21 protein-coding genes and 1 tRNA gene are annotated in these 23,096 nt (G+C 37.0%); 9 read left to right on the top strand and 13 right to left on the bottom strand.

The genetic code is table 11. From position 1 onward, the window contains the following. Window positions 1-11 precede the first annotated feature (11 nt). From OKW21_RS14320 to OKW21_RS14310, 3 genes are all read left to right on the top strand, one after another. Complete coding sequence (locus OKW21_RS14320; protein ID WP_277480284.1) at window positions 12-2,648, top strand: DNA gyrase/topoisomerase IV subunit A; 2,637 nt, start codon at window positions 12-14, stop codon at window positions 2,646-2,648. A gap of 182 nt (window positions 2,649-2,830) precedes the next feature. Beyond that, the gene (locus OKW21_RS14315; protein WP_277480283.1) at window positions 2,831-3,574 is read left to right on the top strand and encodes a c-type cytochrome; all 744 of its coding nucleotides are present in this window, start codon (window positions 2,831-2,833) and stop codon (window positions 3,572-3,574) included. 134 nt (window positions 3,575-3,708) lie between these two features. Next, window positions 3,709-3,912 (top strand): hypothetical protein, encoded by a 204-nt coding sequence (locus OKW21_RS14310; protein ID WP_277480282.1) that lies wholly within the window; start codon window positions 3,709-3,711, stop codon window positions 3,910-3,912. A 78-nt stretch (window positions 3,913-3,990) separates the two neighbouring features. Here the strand turns inward: OKW21_RS14310 and OKW21_RS14305 are convergent, their stop codons facing one another. The 7 genes from OKW21_RS14305 to hisI form a co-directional block, all read right to left on the bottom strand. Beyond that, window positions 3,991-4,962, bottom strand: a complete 972-nt coding sequence (locus OKW21_RS14305) for a M23 family metallopeptidase (protein ID WP_277480281.1) — start codon at window positions 4,960-4,962, stop codon at window positions 3,991-3,993. A gap of 240 nt (window positions 4,963-5,202) precedes the next feature. Beyond that, window positions 5,203-6,270, bottom strand: a complete 1,068-nt coding sequence (gene trhO, locus OKW21_RS14300) for an oxygen-dependent tRNA uridine(34) hydroxylase TrhO (protein WP_277480279.1) — start codon at window positions 6,268-6,270, stop codon at window positions 5,203-5,205. Window positions 6,271-6,282: 12 nt separating this feature from the next. Continuing rightward, window positions 6,283-6,750: a bifunctional diaminohydroxyphosphoribosylaminopyrimidine deaminase/5-amino-6-(5-phosphoribosylamino)uracil reductase RibD gene (ribD, locus tag OKW21_RS14295; protein WP_277480278.1), complete on the bottom strand. Its 468-nt coding sequence runs from the start codon at window positions 6,748-6,750 to the stop codon at window positions 6,283-6,285. Window positions 6,751-6,842: 92 nt separating this feature from the next. Beyond that, window positions 6,843-7,103, bottom strand: a complete 261-nt coding sequence (gene yidD, locus OKW21_RS14290) for a membrane protein insertion efficiency factor YidD (protein WP_277480277.1) — start codon at window positions 7,101-7,103, stop codon at window positions 6,843-6,845. Next, the gene (gene dcd / locus OKW21_RS14285) at window positions 7,103-7,618 is read right to left on the bottom strand and encodes a dCTP deaminase (RefSeq protein ID WP_277480275.1); all 516 of its coding nucleotides are present in this window, start codon (window positions 7,616-7,618) and stop codon (window positions 7,103-7,105) included. The genes yidD and dcd overlap by 1 nt, the downstream gene beginning before the upstream one ends. A gap of 110 nt (window positions 7,619-7,728) precedes the next feature. After that, entirely contained in the window at window positions 7,729-9,240 is a 1,512-nt protein-coding gene (cysS, locus tag OKW21_RS14280; RefSeq protein ID WP_277480273.1) for a cysteine--tRNA ligase, read from the bottom strand. A gap of 155 nt (window positions 9,241-9,395) precedes the next feature. Continuing rightward, on the bottom strand, window positions 9,396-9,794 hold the full coding sequence (hisI, locus tag OKW21_RS14275) for a phosphoribosyl-AMP cyclohydrolase (protein WP_277480271.1): 399 nt from the start codon (window positions 9,792-9,794) through the stop codon (window positions 9,396-9,398). A gap of 224 nt (window positions 9,795-10,018) precedes the next feature. Between hisI and OKW21_RS14270 the strand changes: the two genes are divergently transcribed. Then, the gene (locus OKW21_RS14270) at window positions 10,019-10,528 is read left to right on the top strand and encodes a tetratricopeptide repeat protein (protein ID WP_277480270.1); all 510 of its coding nucleotides are present in this window, start codon (window positions 10,019-10,021) and stop codon (window positions 10,526-10,528) included. Here OKW21_RS14270 and OKW21_RS14265 read toward each other — a convergent pair. From OKW21_RS14265 to OKW21_RS14250, 4 genes are all read right to left on the bottom strand, one after another. Continuing rightward, window positions 10,525-11,328, bottom strand: coding sequence for a M48 family metallopeptidase (locus OKW21_RS14265; protein ID WP_277480268.1), 804 nt, complete (start codon window positions 11,326-11,328; stop codon window positions 10,525-10,527). The genes OKW21_RS14270 and OKW21_RS14265 overlap by 4 nt on opposite strands. A gap of 110 nt (window positions 11,329-11,438) precedes the next feature. Next, complete coding sequence (locus OKW21_RS14260) at window positions 11,439-12,659, bottom strand: glycosyltransferase family 4 protein (protein ID WP_277480266.1); 1,221 nt, start codon at window positions 12,657-12,659, stop codon at window positions 11,439-11,441. Then, a complete protein-coding gene (locus OKW21_RS14255; protein WP_277480265.1) occupies window positions 12,640-13,953 on the bottom strand; it encodes a UDP-glucose dehydrogenase family protein in 1,314 nt (437 codons plus the stop codon). The genes OKW21_RS14260 and OKW21_RS14255 overlap by 20 nt, the downstream gene beginning before the upstream one ends. Before the next feature lie 27 nt (window positions 13,954-13,980). Then, a complete protein-coding gene (locus OKW21_RS14250) occupies window positions 13,981-15,384 on the bottom strand; it encodes an undecaprenyl-phosphate glucose phosphotransferase (RefSeq protein WP_277480263.1) in 1,404 nt (467 codons plus the stop codon). Window positions 15,385-15,815: 431 nt separating this feature from the next. On the opposite strand from OKW21_RS14250, the gene OKW21_RS14245 reads away from it, so the two are divergent. The 4 genes from OKW21_RS14245 to pth all read left to right on the top strand — a co-directional run bounded on the left by OKW21_RS14245 (window position 15,816) and on the right by pth (window position 18,168). Then, window positions 15,816-15,886: transfer RNA gene (locus OKW21_RS14245), tRNA-Gln, on the top strand. Window positions 15,887-15,956: 70 nt separating this feature from the next. After that, window positions 15,957-16,898, top strand: coding sequence for a ribose-phosphate pyrophosphokinase (locus OKW21_RS14240; protein ID WP_277480262.1), 942 nt, complete (start codon window positions 15,957-15,959; stop codon window positions 16,896-16,898). 25 nt (window positions 16,899-16,923) lie between these two features. Then, window positions 16,924-17,532 (top strand): 50S ribosomal protein L25/general stress protein Ctc, encoded by a 609-nt coding sequence (locus tag OKW21_RS14235; protein WP_277480261.1) that lies wholly within the window; start codon window positions 16,924-16,926, stop codon window positions 17,530-17,532. 75 nt (window positions 17,533-17,607) lie between these two features. Then, on the top strand, window positions 17,608-18,168 hold the full coding sequence (gene pth / locus OKW21_RS14230; RefSeq protein ID WP_277480260.1) for an aminoacyl-tRNA hydrolase: 561 nt from the start codon (window positions 17,608-17,610) through the stop codon (window positions 18,166-18,168). Between the two features lie 7 nt (window positions 18,169-18,175). Here the strand turns inward: pth and metG are convergent, their stop codons facing one another. Beyond that, entirely contained in the window at window positions 18,176-20,248 is a 2,073-nt protein-coding gene (gene metG, locus OKW21_RS14225) for a methionine--tRNA ligase (protein ID WP_277480259.1), read from the bottom strand. 66 nt (window positions 20,249-20,314) lie between these two features. Then, window positions 20,315-21,715, bottom strand: a complete 1,401-nt coding sequence (locus OKW21_RS14220) for a POTRA domain-containing protein (RefSeq protein ID WP_277480258.1) — start codon at window positions 21,713-21,715, stop codon at window positions 20,315-20,317. A 444-nt stretch (window positions 21,716-22,159) separates the two neighbouring features. Between OKW21_RS14220 and OKW21_RS14215 the strand changes: the two genes are divergently transcribed. Next, window positions 22,160-23,056 (top strand): cupin-like domain-containing protein, encoded by an 897-nt coding sequence (locus tag OKW21_RS14215; RefSeq protein ID WP_277480257.1) that lies wholly within the window; start codon window positions 22,160-22,162, stop codon window positions 23,054-23,056. The last annotated feature ends 40 nt before the right edge of the window (window positions 23,057-23,096 follow it).

Raw genomic sequence — 23,096 nt, 5'->3', positions numbered from 1 at the left:
ATAAGATTGAAATGAGCGAAAAGGACAAAGAACTACAATCAGGTGAAAAAATAGATGGAATGTATGAGAACTGGTTTCTTGACTATGCCTCATATGTGATTCTGGAAAGAGCAGTTCCTGCCATAGAAGATGGTCTTAAGCCCGTACAAAGACGTATTCTTCATGCCATGAAGGAAATGGATGACGGCAGATTTAATAAAGTAGCTAATATCATAGGGCAAACCATGCAATACCACCCTCACGGAGATGCCTCCATCGGTGATGCTATGGTAGGTATGGGCCAGAAGGATTTATTGATAGAAACTCAGGGCAACTGGGGTGATTTGCGTACCGGGGATAATGCGGCAGCACCCCGTTATATAGAGGCCCGTCTGTCAAAATTTGCGTTGGATATAGTTTTTAATCCTCAAACGACTGAGTGGCAACTTTCCTATGATGGCCGTAAGAAAGAACCTGTTACTTTTCCGGTCAAGTTTCCACTCTTATTGGCCCAGGGAGTAGAAGGTATTGCCGTAGGACTGTCTACGCGAGTGCTACCGCACAATTTCTGTGAGTTGTTACAAGCTTCTATTGATTTTTTAAGGAATAAAACGATCAATCTTCTTCCTGACTTTCCTACCGGAGGGATGGCAGATTTTTCAGATTATAATGAAGGTAAAAGAGGAGGAAAAGTAAGGGTAAGGGCTACAATAGAAGAATATGACAAGAAAACACTTGTAATCAAGGATATACCATTTGGAACCACTACCAATAGCCTGATAGATTCCATTCTAAAAGCCAATGACAAAGGTAAAATCAAGGTCAAAAAGGTAGTAGACAATACTGCTAAGGATATAGAAATTCTTGTATCTCTGGCTCCCGGTCAGTCTCCCGATATTACCAAAGATGCACTCTACGCTTTTACTGACTGTGAGGTGTCTATTTCCCCTAATACCTGTGTGATTCTGGAAGATAAACCCCGCTTTCTGGGAGTAAATGAGTTGCTTAAGGTAAATACCGAACAGACAGTTAATCTGCTGAAGCATGAGCTTGAAATTAAGTATCAGGAACTCATGGAGAAAATCCTGTTTTCCTCGCTGGAAAAGATCTTCATAGAAAACCGTATATATCGTGATATAGAAGAAGCGGAAACCTGGGAAGATGTCCTGAAAAGAATAGACAATGGTTTAGACCCATTTAAAAAAGACTTTTACAGAGAGATTACCCAGGATGATCTGGTAAGGCTTACCGAGATCAAAATTAAGCGAATCTCTAAGTTCGATAGCTTTAAGGCTGATGAGCTGATGAAAAAAATGCAGGATGAGCTCGAGCAGACCAAATATGATCTGGAGCATATCCGAGATTTTGCAATCAAATATTTTAAAGGTCTGCTGGATAAATACGGTAAAGGAAGGGAACGTAAAACCTTAATCAAAAATTTTGATACGATTTCTGCCAATGTAGTGGCGCTTACGAATGAAAAACTTTTTGTAAACCGTAAAGATGGCTTCATTGGATATGGCTTGAAGAAAGATGAGTTTGTTACCGAATGCTCTGATATTGACGATATCATTGTTTTTAGAGCTGATGGAAAGTGCATGGTCACCAAGATTAATGATAAAGTATTTGTAGGGAAAGACATTATTCATGTTGATGTATTCAGGAAAAATGATGAGCGTAAAGTATACAACATGATCTATGTAGATGGAAAGACCGGCCGCTCCATGGTGAAACGTTTTCAGGTATTGGCTGTTACACGCGACAAGGAATATGACCTTACCAAAGGTAATGCAGGCTCAAAAGTACATTACTTCTCAGCTAACCCTAATGCTGAGGCAGAAGTTATCAAAGTCTATCTGTCAGGAAGATCACGAGCTAAGATCAAAGAGTTTGATTTTGATTTCGCTACACTAGACATCAAGGGTAGGGGAGCTCAGGGTAATATACTGACAAAGTATCCTATCCGTAAGGTGGTTAAAATAGCTGAAGGTGAGTCTACCATGGGTGGTTTGGATATTTGGTACGATGATTTTGTAGGCACGCTAAATACGGATGAAAGAGGAAAGTATTTAGGTAATTTTGAGGGAGAAGATCAGGTATTGGCAGTTTATAAAGACGGTTGTTATGAAATAAAATCATATGAACTCACCAATAAGTTTGATCCGGATAACATCATTTTAATCGAGAAATTTGATTCGCAAAACACGTTAACTGCTGTTTATTATGATGGCTTGTCTAAAAATCATCTGGTAAAGAGGTTTCAGATAGAGACATCTTCAGCAGACCGTAAATTTTGTTTCATTACCGATGCACGCAGTTCAAGATTATTGTTAGCTACCACTCTAAAGCAGCCGCAGGTAGAACTTATTTACAAAAAAGATGGCCAGAAACAGCATGAGAAGCAAATAATTGATCTGGATATAATCGTAGATATTAAAGGGTGGAAAGCTTTGGGCAATCAACTAACGCCTCACAAAGTCAAAACCCTTACCCTTATAGATGATGCTCTCTCCAATGGTCAGGAGCAAAAGAATACAGGAAAAAATAAAAAAACTGAAAATGGAGATATATCTGCAGGTGAGGAAGTAGTATGGGAAATCAACAAGAATAATGATGATAAAAAAAAAGCTAAACCTTCAAAAGACCAGTTAGGCCTTTTTAATAAGTAACACGTTCTTTTCTCAAACAGCCTGATCTATTTGTGCATTAAAGTATAGTAAGTCAGGCTTTTCTTTGTCCTTAAACGCAAAAGAAGGATTTAATAATACTTAAGTCTAAATCATGAAAAGATAATATTCCAAAACATTTGAGTTGTTCTACATCTTTCAACAATATACAATAAGATATTTTTTTGACTAATAATTTTACTCAGATGTTCTCAATTTTTAAATACAGCGAAAAAAGAAACCACAAAAGTTTCCTGGTCTCACTTTTATATTTATTGAGTTTGTTTTTTTTCATCTCTACATATGATACTCAAGCTCAGGAAAATCCTGAAGAAAACATACAAAATGTAGAGAGTGATGAGACAAAAGTAAGTATCCCTGATAATCCTCAAGCTGTTGCTCATGGCAGGGACCTGTTTGGCCAGCATTGTAGTGCATGCCACATGATTGAAAAGCAACTAATTGGACCAGCACTGGCTAGTGTGCATGGTACCAGGCCTACTGATTGGTTGATAAGATTCATAAAAAATTCCCAGGAAGTAATTTCTGATCCTGAAGAGAAATACGCAAAACAACTATTTAGTCAATACAACGAGCAGATTATGCCTGCTTTTGAGTTTTTGTCTGATGATGATATCCTTAGTATCTTGGCCTACATAAAAAAAGAGTCGATATCCGAAACAGCATCCTTAGGAGTAGGTGCAAGTGGTAATGCACAGTCTGACGATGGAATTAAGGAAGAGGCATCGTCCGACAATACATCTGGTGAAGCTTATGCGCAAGATGGGGAGGGTGCCAATTATAGTATATTAACAAGCTCATCAATCACTGTTCTCATCATCTTTGCGGTATCTTTGGTTATTTTGGTAGTAGCTATTTTTTATTTAAGCAAAGGAATAAATAAGAATAAGCATAAAACAAATGCCTGAAACAATTTAAGTGTTAGATCTTCTTTACTTTATAGAAAATTTATACTTTGATGCAGTTAGTCTTTTCTCAGTTTCATTTTACTGATAAATTAAAGCTTAACTGACTTAATTTTTTAATTATTAATTAACTTTTTATGAAAAAAGGATTGGGAATAGTTCTCACTCTGGTAGGTATTGCAGCTACTGCCATTACCGGTATGCAAGTTGCTGATGACTCAGATAGTTTTAGTATTTTTGGTGCTGATGTAGTGGTAAGTCAGGCTAATTATGTTCCCCTGATTATCAGTATTATAGTCCTTGTAATAGGCGTAATACTTTGGAGTAACAGCAAAAAATAAGATAAAAAAAGTAATAGCCATTTAAACAATTGTGCGCTATTACTTTTTTTACAAAAACCTTTAATTTCAGTTAAGTGGTTACATAGACTGGTTTTCAATAGAAGCCAGTTTAACTAACATTTCATACTCTTCTTCGGTAATATCCCGGTAAATATAGTGGATCGGGTTCACTTTTTTTCTGTTTTTGTGAACTTCATAATGTAAGTGGGGACCAGAAGAAGTGCCGGAATTTCCTGAGTATCCAATACACTCACCTCGCTTTACTTTTTGCCCAACTTTAACATTAAACTCAGACATATGAGCGTACTTTGTTTTAAAGCCAAAGCCATGATCAATTTCCACCTGTCTTCCATAGCCATAATAGCTGGTTGATACTTTTGATACGGTACCACCACCAGTTGCATATATTGCCGTACCAATACGTGCCGCAAAATCCAATCCGGTATGCAATTTTCTTATTTTATAAATAGGATGATAACGAAGGCCAAATCCAGAGGACAAATATGAGTCATTTGTTGAAATAGGTGCAATAGCGGGTATTGAAGCCAACATAAGGTGTTGATTCTTAGCCAATGTCAAAAGTTCATCATACGACTTCGTCTGTATGTACATTTTTCTTTTGATCTGATCAAAGTCTTTTACAGTTGATAATATCAGCTCTTCTTCACTTAGATTGGCCTTTAGTAATTTGTTATAACGCTCCACACCTCCGATGCCTGCATTTCTTACTGACTCTGGGATAGGATCCTGTTCGTATATGGTGCGATAAATTCCATCGTCACGATCTTGAAGGAGAGCCAGCTTGGACGATGCTTCATCCATTTGTTTATGTAGAATATTGTAATAGAAGTGCAGCTTTTCATTTTCTTTTTTCAGGCTTACTTCTTTAGGAGAATCGCAAAAGTTCATGTAAATAAAAGCTATCCCAATTGCCGCAAACAGAACGATAGAAATATTCATGACCCCATCAATAATCCATTCCTTTTTGGTCACTTTTACTCTTTCATACTTACAGGTATTGGAATCGTAATAATATTTTATTTTGGGCATGAATAACTTTAATTATGTGTGGTTTGTTCTTCCTTCTGCTTCACCTCTATTGGCTACTTAAAGTACTATCAAAATTAGCAGCAGAGTGCACTTGCGTACCTTCAAACCATAATCAAAAGTTACATATGATGGAATAATCGGTATTTGGAAAGAAGTATGGATAGCATCTTTTCACTTTAATGCTTTACAGTAGAGGAAAGAAGATGATCCTGAGAAGCTATGCAAAAAAAAAGCTCACATTTAACTGTGAGCTTGCTTCTTGATAATTTTTAAGTCTTTTAGCCAATGTTGTTTGAGGTGTTCGGCCCTACCTTTCTTAAAGACATTTCGTTTTTGCTGAAACTTTTTTCTTAGTTTTATTTGCTCGTTTTCGTCCAAATGAATGAATGTTGTACATTCTTCTGAGCAGCAGCCTTCAAATTTTTCAGAGCACTCTTCGCATTGAATAAATAAGAGATGGCAGGCATCATTCTTACAATTGGTATGGCTGTCACAAGGTTTACCACATTGGTGACAATGACTGATTATATCACCTGAGATGCGTTCACCAAGTCTCTCGTCAAAAACAAAGTTTTTTCCAATAAATTTATTTTTAAGACCTTTAGCTTCTACCTCATGAGCATATTTGATAATACCGCCTTCTAACTGATGTACCTTTTTAAATCCAAGGTGTTTGAAATATGCACTGGCCTTTTCACAACGTATACCCCCGGTACAATACATGATAATGTTATGATCACGGTATGGTTGAAGCGTTTCTTTCACTATAGGTAACGCATCTCTAAAAGTATCTACATCAGGAAGTATAGCATTTTCAAAATGTCCCACTTCACTTTCGTAGTGGTTGCGCATATCCACTACAATAGTGTTAGGATCTTCAGTCAGGCGATTAAACTCCTCAGCATTTACATGCGTCCCTTTGTCAGTAACATCAAATTGACTTTCTTCAAGACCATCAGCAACGATTTTAGGTCGTACTTTTATCTTGAGCTTATAAAAAGATTTACCTTCCTTTTCAACCGCTATATTTAACCTGACTCCTTTGAGAAAAGATAGGTTATTCATATTTGCCTTAAAGAGTTCAAATTTTTCTTCAGGCACATTAACCTGGGCATTAATGCCTTCCTTAGCAAGGTACACACGACCTAATACACCAATTTCTGACCACTCAGCAAAAAGTTTATCGCGAAGTACTTCAGGCTTTTCTATGTGAGCGTAATTGTAAAAAGAAAGAGTAACCCGTTTTTCATTGCTCTCCTCCATTTGTTTTTTCAAAATCTTTTTATCAATCCTGTTATGCAATAACATGTGATGAATAAATTAATCTACGGTTTGAATATGAGTTTTGCGTCTCATTTTTTCAAAAAAGGATGCATTGAGTTTTTTCCCTTCTTGATCTAATACACCAGTAATAACTTCTATTCCTGCCTCCCGCATTCTTTTTATCCCATTTCCATTCACTAACGGATTGGGATCAACATTAGCAATTACTACTTTTTTAACCCCACTGCTAACCATTAGATTACAGCAGGGAGGGGTGTTGCCATAATGAGAACAAGGTTCCAAATTTACATAAACTGTACTACCTATCAATAATTTTTTATCACTAACATTGTCAACAGCATTTCTTTCAGCATGTGCTTTACCGTATTCCATATGCCACCCTTTACCAATAATACGCTGATCATTTACAATGACACAACCTACCATAGGATTAGGGGCAACCTTACCTTTACCTTTGAGGGCAAGCTCAAAAACCTGCCTCATGTATTTTTCTTCCTCTTTCATTTAACTTGTATATACAAAATATGCACAGTCCGATCCATAAAATCTACTTTCTTCTTAATTAATCTATCAGGGCTAAATGATTTCCCCAAGTGTTAACTGTGAGAATTCTTAATATCAGATCTTACATTTTTTGGTACAGGATCAAAACCAGAAGTTCCCCACGGATGACATCTTGATATCCGTTTAATACCAAGTTTTACACCCTTTAACAGTCCCCATTCCCGGATGGCTGTAGCTGTGTAAGTTGAACAACTGGGAGTATGCCGACAATGACTCCCCAAGATAGGCGAGATTGCAAGCTGGTAAAATCGTATCAACCCTAATGCAAGTCTTTGTATAAGAGTTTTAAGCATCACTGTAATTCCTGATAAATCAGACTTGGTTGTATATCTCCATGATGGTACTTTTCACTTTTATAAGTATCGTACTCACCTTTGATGTCTTCAAAATAAATCTGACAAATGGCTACACCAGGATAAATCCTGACCGGCTGAATGCAGGCAAGCTCTAATGTCCAGTATCCATCAGAACCAATATTACCAAGTCCTGCGGTCAAATGTACCATAATACCTAAGCGACCAATGGAAGAACGACCCTCCAATTTAGGAACATGATGCTCTGCTTTAATAGTTTCAATGGTTCTGCCCAAATACAAACGATTGGGTTGTAAAATCAATCCCTCCTCTGGGATAATGACTTTTTTGACATCATTATCCTTTTTCATGTCTAATACTTCATCTTCATAAACCAATAGTTGATTGTGTAAACGAAGATTATAACTATTGGGATTTATTTGATCTATTGAAAACGGATTAATAAAAATTTCTTTGTCAATCAGTTTTACTATTTCTCTTCCAGATAATATCATTTTCTTTTTTTCAAAATCTAAAGCAAACGTATCATATTTACTGTAAAAAATGCTTTAGGGTTTTATAATGTAATATTTAACAGAAGAGCAAATTGGATTTATCTAATTATTTAAACCAAAGAATACGAAGTGCTACCATCTTTTTCATCTTTCAATTGGACTCCAATATTAGCCAACTGCTGACGTATCATGTCAGCTTTATTGTAATCTTTTTGCAGTTTTGCATCCTTACGCAGGTCAATAAATAATTTTACAAGAGCATCGACACGATCACTTTGATCATTCTTTTCAAATGTCAATCCAAGTACGTCATGTACAAAGCCTTTAAAAGTATCTTTGAGCAGCATAAAAGTATCTGAAGAAATACTATTTAGGTTGAGTTGCTTATGGTAAAAAGCATTAATCTTACTGCTTAGCTCAAAAAGGGAGGCTATGGTTTTTGCTGTATTAAAGTCGTCACTCATATGCTCGTAGCAAGAAAAGCAGAAGTCTCTGATTTCATTGTCTAACTCCGACTCCTGTTCGCCAGCCTGGTGTTCCAGCTTCGCAAGATGCTCAGATGTATTCATCAATCTTTGTAAGCCTTTTTCAGCGGCTTGTAAGGCCTGATTAGAAAAGTCAACTGGGCTTCTGTAATGGGCCTGCAGAATGAAAAACCTTACAGTCATTGGACTATATGCCTGTTCAAGTTTTTTATGTTCTCCACTAAAAAGCTCCTCAATAGTAATAAAATTACCCAAAGACTTACTCATTTTCTGATTGTCAATACTGACCAGATTGTTATGCATCCAATAGCGAACTGGGTTTTTATGGGTGGCGCCGTAGCTTTGAGCAAGTTCGGCTTCGTGATGTGGAAATTGTAAGTCTAATCCACCCCCGTGAATATCAAACTCTTCACCCAGATATTTGGTACACATCGTAGTACACTCAATATGCCAGCCAGGAAAACCTTCTCCCCAGGGAGAATCCCAGCGCATGATATGTTCTGGATTAGCTTTTTTCCAAAGAGCAAAGTCATGAGGGCTTCTTTTTTCACCAAGCCCCTGTGTGTTTCTACTCCCAGATTTAAGGTCATCTAATACTTTACCGGAGAGTTTACCATAGGGTTGTTCCTTCGCATATTTTTCAAGGTCAAAATATATTGATCCATTTACTTCATAACCAAAGCCATTTTTGATGATCTCTTCAATAATTTTAATTTGCTCAGGAATATGACCGCTGGCTGATGGCTCAATGCTTGGAGGAATTACATTAAGCTTGGCGATGGCATCGTGATAGTGGTTGGTATACATTTGTACCACTTCCATAGGCTCTAGTTTCTCCAGCCTTGCTTTTTTGCTAATTTTGTCCTCTCCCGAATCTAGAACTTCATCCTCAAGATGCCCAACGTCGGTGATGTTTCTTACATACCTTACTTTATATCCAAGAAAACGAAAATAGCGAGCAACAATATCGAACGTAATTGCTGAGCGTGCATGTCCTAGATGTGGGTCTCCGTAAACTGTAGGACCACAGACATACATTCCTATATGAGACGGATTTAATGGTTCAAATTTCTCTTTTTTTCTTGTATAGCTGTTTGTAATATAAACAGGGAATTGATCACGCCCTTTTTGATTCATATTTATAATTAATCTTATGAATGGAATTTATGATCTGATGAATAAAAACGATATCAAACGAAATGTTTATTTAGGTAAACGTAATTACTAAACATAGTTTACAAATTACTGCAAATAAAGCCCATTGTATTTATGGGGAATCAAGCACCTGAAAATCAGGGATCTATATTTTCAAGAGAGTCTTTACTTCCTTGATATTCTCGGTAGAAACAACTTTTTCTGGTATTCCCTCTGTTATTTTTTGTATGGCAGGCTCCTGAACCTTGCATGGTAACTTGATAAATGATAGAGTCTTGGTCACAATCCACCAGAATTTTATCCACCAGAAGATAATCTCCTGATGTTTCACCTTTGGTCCATATTTGTTTTCTAGAAGTACTCCAAAAGGTAGCCATACCTGAGGAAACAGTTTTTTCAAATGCCTGCCGGTTTGCGTAGCCCAGCATGAGTATTTCTTTGCTTTCTGAATTTTGTACAATTACAGGTATGAGTCCGCCTCGTTTATCAAATTGTAAATTCAGCTGTTTTCCTTCTTCTAGCACTTGCTTGTTCATGCACAAAAGTATTATTTATGCAAATAGATGAAAAGAAATATGATACTATTATCATTTTTTGAGATTGAGAGAGTTATTCCTAAGAGAATAATGATTAATCCTTAACTTTAAGAGTTAAATTAAGAAAAGTGTCAAAGATTATATATATATCGTTTCTATCCCTTATCACTTATTTTCATGCCATTGGCCAGCAGGTATTGGACTTAAACCAAAGCCAACAAATAATGAAAATGGATGAAGGAGTTGAGCTGATGAATCAGGGGAACTTTGAGAAGGCTGAAGAACTCTTTAGGGAAGTCCTTTTAAATGTTGAGGTGGTTCCCGCTGACCTTTGCTTCTACTTTGGTAAGAATTCTTTCCATCTTGATAAGTTCAGCCAAAGCATAGACTGGCTTAACAAATATATTGAGCTTAAAGGAACATCAGGTCGCTTTTTTGATGCAGCTGTTGAATATTTGAAGTTAGCTGAGGAAGAGCAACAATTTCAAAGTACTGCATCACAAATACAAAATAATAAAGAACCCAGGAAAAGAGAGTTTATCAACTGTGAACAAACTCCCTTCGTGGTGTGTCCGGTTTGTTCCGGACAAGGTGTTTCAATTGAAAGGGGCTCTTTAGGAACCTCTATATATAAAGCCTGCCAATACTGTAAAGAAACTGGTCGGATGTCATGTGAAAATTATAAACTCTTTTTAGTAGGTAAGTTTGATCCTGTACTTAAAAACGATCATTAATACTCCCCTCTATACTTCTCTGCTTTTGGTATAGTTTTGCGAATATGCTCAATCCTGCTTTCGGGAGAGGGGTGGGTTGACATAAATTCAGGAGGCCTTTCTCCACCTTGCTGAGCCATTCTTTGCCAGAAATCGATAGCTTCATTGGTGTCATAACCTCCCATCGCCATCATGTAAATGCCAATTTCATCAGCTTCAGTTTCATGCTGTCTACTGTAGGGTAAGAGTAAGCCATACTGAGTCCCTAAGCCAAATGCAGCAAAAGCCAGTTGCTGCGTCGTTTCTGGCTCTTCACTTAATGCTACACTTAGTGCCATACCCCCTAGCTGTACACCTAATTGTTGAGCCATTCTTTCGTTGCCATGTTTGGCGATTGCGTGGGCTATTTCATGAGACATTACAGTAGCTACACCTTGTTCATCTTCACATATCGGCAAAATTCCAGTATAAAAAGCTACTTTTCCTCCCGGCATGCACCATGCATTGACCATATCATCATCTTCAATAAGGTTAAATTCCCATTCAAAATCATCAATTCTGCCTGCTTGATTGTTTTCACGGAAGTAATTTTCTACTGAACTTGCCAGTTTTTCCCCAACACGCCTGATCATTTGGACCTCTTCTTGGTCATTAGATAGTTTACTGCTTTCCAAAACCTGATTGTAGTTTTGAAAACTCATACTCAGAATCTGGCTTTCAGGAAGAGGAGTAAATTGTTGGCGCCCGGTGAGTGGCACTTTTTGGCAACTGAATACCAAAGCAATAATGAGTAAGAATGAAAAGGTACTTCGGTTAAGCATAAAAAAGTTTTTTGTTAAATAAAAGGATACCCGTATTTAAAAATAAAATACGGGCTATTTGTTTAATCACATGTAAATTATTGCTATAAATGATTAATACCTTTTCAAATTCAATTTAAGACTCTAGCTGGTTTTGTGATTTTTACATTCAGAACTCGGGCATAAAATTTAGTTAACTTAACACTCTCATGTTCCCAGGAAAGTTTACTAAGCACTCTATTATATCCATACTCAGCCATCTCACTACTTTCTTTTTCATGATCAAGTAGCCACATGATTTTATCAGCAAAGTCTTGTGTGTCATTGTTCTTTGCGTACAAAGAAGCTTTTTGAGCAGAGGCTTTGCCTTCTTTAAGGTCAAACTGAACAATAGGCTTTCTTAAAGCCATATATTCCATGATCTTGTTCATGGTAGAGAGATTATTCATTACAGTAGGCTTGTCTGGATTTACGCAAACGTCACAAGTGTTTAACACATCCAGTAGTTTTTCATCACTTACCCTACCATAAAAGTCAACATAATCTTCGAGGCCCATCTCTTTGGCCATTTTCTGAATATCTTCCAATGAAGTACCACCTCCAACGATTGCAAATTGTACATCTTGTCTTTTGGTAATCAGGTATTTTACTGATTCAAGTAATAAATCCAGGCCTTCCTGTACACCGATTACCCCTACATAACCTATCAAATAAGATCTGCCTTTTTTATATTTTTCGTTTCCAGGAGTAAGTTTGATTCTTTCTAGGCTGGGGCCACTTCTAACTACCTGTACCTTGTCAGCAGGCATATTGCCTCGCTCAATGGCAATCTGCTTATAAGATTCATTAGTAGCGATGCTATATTCAGCTGTTTTAAAGGTCAACTTCTCTAACCAAATCATGCAACGATAGAAAAAATCTTTTTTCCCGAATTTAGCAATGTAAAGTTCGGGGTTGATGTCGTGATGATCAAAGACATACTTCACACCGAACAGTTTGAAAGGCAATGCTGTCAGAAAAATAAGGTCGGGAGGATTACAACCATGAATCACATGGAAACGCTTTTTGAAAAAGATCTTAAAACTCAGGAATAACTCCCAAAAGATCGCTGTGCTGTATTCAAATAAGTAGCCAAGCGCACCACTTCCTTCTAAAGGAAGAGGGTGCCTGTAAATATCAATATCATTGATATTTTCATAGCTCTCAGTGTAGCCCTTCATCTTAGGGCATATAATACTTACATCAGCGCCTTTTTCTTTGAGCGTACAGGCCTCCTGCCATACCCTCCTATCAAAGGGGGCTGGCAGGTTTTCAATGATGATCAATATGTGTTTACCAGCAAATTCCGACATAGTTATCTTTTGTAATTCTGGTTTTATCTATTCTAACCAAGTCAATAATAATTTTATCCTCAGATATGTTTTGAAGAGCCTGCTTAAACTCCTCAGATTTGTTTCCAAATACTATCACATCCGATTCATTGATTACATCCTCAACAGAATCTTTAAGTACTCTGTTAATATGTGGGATATGACCGGTAAGATAATCTTTATTTTTTCCCATTAATCTGGAAAGTAAGATATTACTGTCATATAACGAAAGTGCGTAACCTTTACCCAAAAGGGTTTCGATGATCTCAACTACTGGACTTTCACGTAAATCGTCGGTACCAGCTTTAAACGCAAAACCCAAAAAGCCTATTTTTCTCTTTCCTGTTTTATAAACCATTTGTAGCCCTCTTTCCACCTGATAATTATTACTATTCATCAGACTACTTAAAAGAGGAGTTTTAAGATCTAGCGTCTTTGCACGATAATTCAATCCCCTAACATCTTTAGGTAGGCAAGACCCACCAAATGCAAAGCCGGGTTTCATATAGTAAGGAGACAGGTTAAGTTTATTATCACTGGAAACCACCTCCATTACCTTTTGCCCATCTACTCCCAGTTCTTTACAGATATTTCCTATTTCATTAGCAAAAGTGACCTTTACCGCATGAAAATTATTATTTGCATACTTAATCATTTCAGATTCCTCTGGCTTAAGCGTATAAATGGGTGCGTCAATGTCGCTATACAATTCAACCAGTTTTTTCTCACTTTGCTTACTTAGTGTACCTATAATTGAGTATGGAGGATTCCAGAAATCCTCAATAGCAGTACTTTCTCTTAGAAACTCAGGGTTGGAAGCTACTCCAAAATCAACTTCGTGTTTTTTTCCTGATGCATCTTCAATGATCTGAGCACATTGTTTGATTGTACCTGGTACCACTGTGCTTCTGATCACCACTGTATGGAAACCATTTTTAGTTTTGATAGCTTCACCAATCTCACTACAAACTCGGTAGATGTAGGTTAAGTCAATATTCCCATTTATCTGGCTTGGTGTACCTACGCATACAATTGAGATTTCTGAATTATGAACAGCATTTTCTACATTATTTGTTGCTGTTATATTGCCATTATTAATACCTTCTTCTATGTACTCATCTAAATCTTTTTCTACAATTGGAGACTTGCCACTGTTGATAAGCTTTATCTTTAATTCGCTAACATCAACGCCAATTACCTGATGGCCTAACTTAGCAAAACATGCGCAAGACACGGCACCTACATATCCAAGACCAAATACACTTATTTTCATCATTGATTTGTTGTTAAACTGAGTTGAAACTTAATATGCGTTCTTTTCGCCTTTGAAAGCATTTACTACTGTTTTAATAATAATCTTAATATCTAAGGTGAGGCTCCAGTTTTCTAGATACCAATTATCATACATAACTCTCTTTTCCATTTGATAATTATTCTTGGTTTCCCCTCTGTATCCGTTGACCTGAGCATAGCCTGTTATCCCTGAATTAATAAAGTGGCGTAGATTAAAATTGTTGATAATCGCAGAGTATTCTTCAGTATGTTTTAACATATGGGGTCTTGGACCTACCACAGACATTTCACCAATCAACACATTGTAAAACTGTGGAATTTCATCCAGGCTGGTTTTCCTAAGTATCTTACCTATTTTAGTTACTCTAGAATCATTTACTGTAGCTTGTTTACTATCTGCTTCACTATTCACTGTCATTGTCCGAAACTTATAACACCAAAAAGGTTTTCCGTTTTTCCCCGAACGTAGCTGTTTAAAGAAAACGGGACCTTTTGAGTCAATTTTAATAAAGAAAGCTACTATTGGGACTATGAAAGGGAATATGAAAAAAATAACAAAGGCTGAGAAAAATATATCAAACATGCGTTTTACCTGCTGATTAAAAAAGAAGCGTAAAGGATCACGACGGGGTGTCACTATCGGAATTCGACCATCATCATATAAATGAGTATCTATTTTTTTGTTAGAAAGCCCCCCTATATCCTGCACTAATCCAAAATACATATAATTTTCATCTGCAAACTTTGCCAAACGATCAACTAAGGCTGCGTGATTGGGTAATGCATAGTAAATTTCATCTACATCTTCTCTGATGCAGAATTTCTGAATATCATTTAGCTTTCCAAGTACAAGTTCATTGTCATTTACCTCATCATCAAAAAAACCTAAAAAATTATAATCGTAGGCCGCACTATCTTTAAAATAATTGTATAGTTTTTTTCCCGAAAGTGTATAACCTATTACTACAATGTTTTTTCTGGTGTTTTTAAGTGATCTAAGAAATTTATATCCCTTTAGTTCGAGAAACCTAAGGGTAAATAAGAGCACATAAGAAAGCGCATAAACAGAGAAAATAAACTTAGGAGAAAATAAGTTAGGGTATAACCATAGGATATAAACCCCTGAAATGATCGCGCTGAACATCAGGCCAAAAAAATTGACTAAAGCAATGCGGCCAAGCTTTCTTAAATTATCAATATGATAGATATTACCAAATAAAGAGGCTATTACCCATGCCAATACAAATATCACTAAAAGGCTTTCTGTAGAATTATTACTTATAGCATTTGCATTGTAAAAAAAGCTATAAGAAAGCCTGAAAGACAATATCAGTACTAGAATATCTGCTGTCAGTAGAAGTATGATCAGAGACTTTGAGTAATGACTCTTTTTTATAAAATCAAAGGCTGTCATTTTGCACTATTCAATAAAGTTATTGAACATATGTAATATATGCTGTAAATATATTATTAATTTTTATAAATCACAAAATATTTAATATTTATTATTCTAATATTTATATAATGGATTTATAAGTAGATGTGATTAAAACTTAAAAAAATATCTAACATGAAAGGTTGAATTAACATATTGAATGGATTGTTATTTAAAAAACTAAGTAAAAACAACATGTATGCCATATGTACCAATATTGATTGAACACACTAGAATTATAATGATACTTGTATTAATGGATTTGTTTTTTTTGGATTAAGAAATAATAAATTAAGCTTGTAAGTTAGTCTGTACAAAAAGTCGGTTCGCATTAAATTTTTTTTGATTTTTTTTCCAGCAGAGTTTGCGAGTAATTTAAAAGTGACTACTTTTGTACCTCCAAAAATTGATGTCCGGTGGTGTAATGGTAACACAGCAGGTTTTGGTCCTGTTATTCAGGGTTCGAGTCCTTGCCGGACAACTACAAAATCCCGGTTTGCTGCAAAGCAAACTGGGATTAATTTTAGCAAATCCACTGACCTTCATTTTTTATGCCTACAGTCAAAATATTTTCCGGTGGAGCAACAAAATACTTGGCAGAAAAAATTGCGCAGCTATATGGAAAGCCGTTGGGTGAGGTGAATATAGAGAAATTTAGCGATGGAGAAATTTCACCCCATTTCACTGAGTCTGTAAGAGGTTGTGATGTCTTTTTAGTTCAGTCAACTTTTGCTCCGTCTGATAATTTGATGGAGCTACTTTTACTAATAGATGCTGCACGTAGAGCTAGCGCCAAATATGTTACTGCAGTAGTTCCATACTTTGGTTATGCCAGACAGGACAGAAAAGACAAACCAAGAGTTGCAATTGGAGCTAAACTGATTGCTAATTTGTTATCAGCAGCCGGAGCTGATCGTTTGATGACATGTGATCTTCATGCTGGTCAAATTCAGGGCTTTTTTGATTTCCCTGTAGACCACTTTAGTGGCAGCATCATATTCGTGCCATATCTAAGTCAATTGCCTACTGAAAACCTTGTTTTCGCTTCTCCTGACGTAGGTGGAGTAAAAAGGACCAGAAATTTTGCACAATATTTTCAAACTGATATGGTTGTCTGTGATAAGCAACGCAAGAGATCAAATCAGGTAGAAAGCATGCAGGTCATTGGAGATGTGGAAGATAGAGACGTAGTGTTAGTTGATGACCTGGTAGATACTGCTGGTACGCTTTGCAAAGCTGCAGCGATAATCAAAGAAAATGGCGCTCGTTCTGTCAGAGCCATTAGTACGCATGCTGTCTTGTCAGGTAATGCGTATGAAAATATAGAAAATTCTATGCTGGATGAATTGGTGGTAACAGATACCATACCACTAAAGAAGGAGTGCTCGAAAATAAAAGTATTGACAGTGGCTGAACTTTTCGCCGGAGCTTTAACTAAGATACATAAACACGAGTCTATCAGCCCGCTTTTTATAAGCAAAGCAAGATTTTAAAAATCAATAAACTATATAATTTATTATGAAAACAGTAGAGATTATAGGGTATAAAAGAGCAAATCTCGGAAAAAAAGAATCGAAGCGATTGCGTGCAGAAGGTAATGTACCTTGCGTAGTCTACGGAAGTGGAGAGCAAACACACTTCTATGCACCTATGATTCTGTTTCGCCCACTCGTGTATACGCCTGAAGCACACATGGTTGATCTCAATATTGAAGGAAATCATATAAGATGTATTTTACAGGACATTCAATTTCACCCGGTAAATGAGGTTATTTTACATGCAGATTTTCTTGAACTTCAAGAGAAAAAGCCAGTAAAAATGGATATCCCATTACATCTTACAGGCACAGCCCCCGGAGTAAGCAAAGGTGGTACCCTTATGTTCAAGAGAAGGTCACTCAGATTAAAAGCCCTTCCTAAAGATATGCCAGAGCATATCAATGTAGATGTTTCAGGACTAGATTTTGGCAAGGCTATCAAAGTAAGTGATGTGGAAGCTGAGAACTTTGAAATCCTCGACAACCCGGCGGTATCAATAGCTGTAATTGAGGTGCCTCGTGCATTGAGAGGAAGAACTGAGGATGAAGAAGAGGTGGAAGAAGGAGTAGAAGAAGGTGCTGAGGAGTAAAATAAAGATATAAAGTTCATTTTTTAATCCTGTTCATATCTTTTATGAACAGGATTTTCTCTTTTATAGTAAATTATGAAATTTTTAATTGTAGGCTTGGGTAATCCCGGGCCAGAATATGAATTAAACCGCCATAATATTGGCTTTCTGACTTTAGATCGTCTTGTTGATCAACATGAAGTAGCATTTGAGCAAGCAAAACTGGGCGAAGTTGCATCATTTAAAGCCAAAGGGAGAAGCATTTACTTGCTTAAGCCGAACACTTATATGAACAGGAGTGGAAAAGCTGTTAATTATTGGCTACAGCAGCTAAAAGTAAATATACAAAACTGTTTAATTGTAACTGATGATATAGCTTTACCATTTGGCAAGTTGAGGATGAGGGCCAAGGGCTCCAGCGCTGGTCATAATGGGTTAAAAGATATTGAATCTGTTGTAGGTGGTACTCAGTATCCCCGGCTTAGATTTGGTGTAGGAAATGATTTTCCTAAAGGAAGACAAGTAGATTATGTCTTGGGTAACTTTCCCAATGATGAATTGGAAGAACTGCCCCATCTTATGGACAGGGCAGGAGAGATGATCATTTCTTTTAGTACCATGGGCATTGAACGTACCATGAGCCAGTATAACGACTAATATAATATCAGCTGATTTGGCTTCCATTGCTTACGGAGTCTTCAGGCTGTACGAAGCTTAGCTTTCCGTCATGGTCTTCGGCCATTAGTATCATGCCCTGTGATTCTACGCCCATCATTTTTCTGGGTGCCAGATTCACTAGAATGCACACTTGTTTGCCTATTACTTCTTCTGGTTTGTAAAACTGGGCAATACCGCTAAGCACAGTCCGCTGGTCTATACCGGTATCTACTTTTAGTTTTAGCAGCTTTTTAGACTTTTTGACTTTTTCAGCTTCAATGATTTTAGCCACTCTGATATCTACTTTTTCAAAATCAGGAAAAGCAATTTCAGCTTTGGGATCAGTGGCTTTATAGTCAGTAGATGCTTCGTTTCTGGCATCCAGAAGCTTTTGAATTTGTGCCTCTACTACTTCATCTTCTACTTTCTCAAATAAAAGCTCAGCTTTACCAATTTTATGTCCGGCAACAATGAGCACGTCTTCAGTCGCTTTATGCCAAGAAATGGCCTCAATGTTGAGCATATCTCGGAGTTTTTGAGCAGTAAATGGAAGAAAAGGTTCAGATAGAATGGACAAGCCTCCGGCAATTTGGAGCGCCACATTCAGAATTGTTTTTACCCTGTTTTCATCTTCTTTTATGGCCTTCCAGGGTTCGGTATCAGCCAGGTATTTATTACCTACACGGGCTAAGTCCATCATGATCGCATTCGCCTCGCGAAAACGGAAATTCTCTATTGCTTCAGAGAGCTTGTTTGTCAAAGATTTGATTTTGCCTAATGCTTCCTGATCTATAATTTGAAATTTATCAGCTTCTGGGACAAAACCATCAAAGTATTTGTGGGTCAGTATTAAGGTCCTGTTGATAAAATTACCGTAAATGGCAACCAGTTCGTTGTTATTTTTGGCCTGAAAATCCTTCCACGTAAACTCGCTGTCTTTGGTTTCTGGCAATATACTGCACAAAACGTATCTCAATATGTCCTGTTTATTGGGAAAATCTTCCAGGTATTCGTGTAGCCATACTGCCCAGTTTCTGCTGGTGGATATCTTTTTGCCCTCAAGGTTAAGAAATTCATTGGCAGGTACATTTTCCGGTAAAATATACTGACCATTGGCGTGCAGAATGGAAGGGAAGATGATGCAGTGGAAAACAATATTATCTTTACCGATAAAATGAATAAGCCTACTGTTATCTTCTTCACTGGGCTGTTGTTTCCAGTAAAGTTCCCAGTCCTTATGGTTGTCTTTGGCCCACTGTTTAGTGGATGAAATATAACCGATAGGAGCATCCAGCCATACGTAAAGCTTTTTGCCTTCAGTATTGGGCAAGGGTACATCAACCCCCCAGTCAAGGTCGCGTGTCATGGCACGAGGCTGGAGGCCTGCCTGTAGCCAGGCACTACACTGACCATAGACATTTGATTTCCAAAGCCCTTTTTTTCCTTCCAGCAGCCACTTTTCTAGCCAGGGTTGGTATTTATCCAAAGGAAGATACCAATGCTTGGTTTCTTTAAGAATAGGTGCTTTACCGCTTAAAGTGGATTTTGGATTAATAAGGTCGGTTGGGTTTAAAGATGAACCACAGTTTTCACATTGATCACCATAAGCGTTTTCATACTTACAAATCGGACAAGTTCCAACGATGTAACGGTCAGCTAGAAACTGATTGAATTCTTCGTCATAAAACTGTTCACTGTCTTTTTCTATAAACTCTCCTTTGTCATATAAGGTAGAGAAAAATTCCTGAGAAGTCTCATGATGTATCTTTTCCGAAGTACGGTGGTACATGTCAAAGGAAATTCCAAATTTCTCAAAGGTTTCTTTATTGAGAAAGTGGTACTTATCTATTATCTCCTGAGGCGATATTCCTTCTTTTTTCGCTCTCAATGTAATGGCCACTCCGTGTTCATCACTACCACCTATGAATACCACATCCTTCTTTGTAAGCCGGAGATACCTCACATAAATGTCTGCTGGCAAATATGCTCCGGCAATATGCCCTAGATGAAGTGGTCCGTTGGCATAAGGAAGTGCAGCGGTGATGGTATATCTTTTGGGCTTGTTGTTAGTTACTGACATATATGCTGATTATTGTAGGTCAAGTAAGTTTGATGTCTGAAAAGAGGCAATATTAAGAAAAGCATATCAAAATGCACTGTTGAAATGAAAGAATATTCCGGATGTACCGTCATGTTTCCAGGAGTGTTCTATGCGAAAAACAAAATCGTAAAAGGAAACAATGTCAACGCCTAAACCATAGCCGTAGAGGTATTTATTTGCAAAGGGTTTATTTTCAAGATATGATATATCATTCCATAAATAACCCTGATCAAAATACCCTTTTACATAAATGGCAAGGGGAATAGTATTGAATTGGTCAACTGGCATTACGTTGCTGATATCAAACTCGCGTGAGAACAACTTCCACCTCAATGTGTTTTGCTGCATCAGGTAGGCCTGTCCTTCAATTGCATCAAGCTCGTAGCCTCGGATCCAGACCTGATTGAAACCAAAGCCGGTGAGGTTGGCATATGGCTGTACCTTAGGAGAGCTGAAGAAAGCTCTGCCTATACCTGCATAATATAGTTTTTTGCTTAAAGGTTTGTATTTAGCTGCTTCTGCGGATAGACGAAATAAGTCTAGCTCATCGAAAATTCCCAAGCCAAGTTTTGAAATTTCTGCTCGCCAGCGATATCCATTTAAGGGGTAACCAACAAAGTCGCGATGATCATTTTCAAAACTATAGGAGAGCATTAAATATTGCTGACGATTGCCATCATTAAGGAAGTATTGGGGGTTGAGGGCACGGATCGTATCAGTTATTTTTACATCATTGTATCTGAATTCTATAAAGTGATTCTTGTAAAAAGAAGGACGGTATCGCCAACCCACCAATCCGATGGTGGATTGTGAAGCTTTATTCAGTGAGTCGGTAAAAATCTGACGGTGCTCGTAAGTTGTATAATTTATATTAGCAGTCTCAGAAAAACTAAAACCAAACTCAAGACCATTTTTTTGGGCTTCATCTATATAAGGGATTCGGTATCTCAGTGCCAGTTGCTTGGTAAACCCCAATTGAAAAGCGAAATAAATCTGTTCGTTGAGCCCACGAAAATTATACTTAAAAAACTTTAAACCGTATTCTACTCTTTTCCAATCCCGGTTTTGATTAGAGATCCAGACGTTAAAGTTCCTGTCAGCAAGCTTAAAATAGGGTGTTGGAACCGTATACCACCTTTCTGTTACTCTAATAATAATGTCAGCAATGTTTTCATCCAGCTGTATTAAGCTAAGTTTTACATCCAGAAAAAGTTGGGTGTTCATTAACTTCCTTCTGTCTTGTTTTATTATTTCCCGAAGCTCATCATATAAAAAAGCCTCACCCTCATTGATATTAAGTTCTCGCAATATGATACGCTCTTTTGTACGCCTATTGCCTATAATAAAGATCTTATCAATGGTTATGCGTTTGTTCTCTATCTTTTCATCTGTGCTTACTTCAGAAGTTGAATCTGACCAATTTATTGACTGTGCTGAAACAGGCAAAGCGCATGTTGCTAACAGAGTAAAGCTAAGCCAAAAGAAGAGTCGTAAATTCTGATTAATAGAAGCGGTTTTGTACACAGTAATTTAATCTATATTCAAATTAACCTGAATTACTATATAAAGAAAGAGTAATAGATGTATAGTTCATTTCAGGGCAATTTATACCCACAGTTTCATAAAACTACTCATTAACGCGATTAAGTTAATGAACTATCAACTTATCTAGTGCAGGCATGGCATACTATTAAAATGTTGTATGTAACATTTATTAATCTGATGAGTTAAAGATTGTTAACTACAAGGCTATGCATTGCATAAAAAGTGACATTTATTGTCATTTTTTTGAAATTTTTGCTTACATAGTTTAAAAAATAGCGTAAGGTTTTCATAATTATTATAGCTTTGTGTAACAATAATTTTAATAACGGATAATCCATTATTGACATGGCAATAGACTACAACCATCCTGTTGATATTATTGAAGATATTGACTTAAGAGAGTTTGAGCAAAATTATCTTCTACCCCAAAAACCTGTTATTCTTAGAGGATTACTAAAAGGTACGAAAGCATATGAGGAGTGGGATTTTGGATATTTCAAAAAAGTGGCTGGAGACAAGACAATTGGAGTTTTTGAAAACCGCGAGTCAGATCTCGATAAGACCATGAAAGTACCTCATCATAAGATGAAGTTCTCGGAATATCTTGACCTGATTGCATCTACGCCTACTGATCTTAGAATGCATTTATGGAATATCTTTAAAGATTGCCCTGAATTGATGGATGACTTTGAGTTTCCTGATATTAAAACCAAGTTTTTAAAGGGCTTTCCCTATATGTTTTTTGGTGGAGAAGGTTCGGTGGCACGTATGCATCAGGATATAGACATGTCTAATGTGTTTTTAACTCAGTTTCAGGGCAAAAGACGTGTAGTTCTTTTTTCACCCGAGTACTCAAAATTACTCTATCGTTATCCACTTAATGTTCATACCGGAGTTAACGTAGTGAAACCTGATTATGACAGATATCCCGGACTTCAGTATGTAAAAGGCTTTGAGTGTGAAATCAAACATGGAGATACACTTTTTATGCCCGGAGAGTACTGGCATTATATTGAATATACTGAAGGTGGATTTGGAATGAGTCTTCGTTCTTTAAATCCGCACCTTTCCAAGCGCTTCAAAGGATTAATGAATATCAGCGTACGTCAAGGGCTTGATTGGACAATGAGGAAAGCTTTGGGTAAGAAGTGGTTTCAAATGAAACAACAAATTGCTGATCGTAGAGCCAATGCAGTGATCCGTAAAATTGAAAAGAACGATAACAAAGAATTAGTTTACTAAAAATTTCGGCTTAATATAATTTTGAATCGCACTCATTTGA

The organism is Catalinimonas alkaloidigena (assembly GCF_029504655.1).
Classification (GTDB): Bacteria; Bacteroidota; Bacteroidia; order Cytophagales; family Cyclobacteriaceae; genus Catalinimonas; species Catalinimonas alkaloidigena.
The sequence above is the reverse complement of the archived record's forward strand: the minus strand, read 5'-3'. Positions and strand labels throughout refer to the sequence as shown.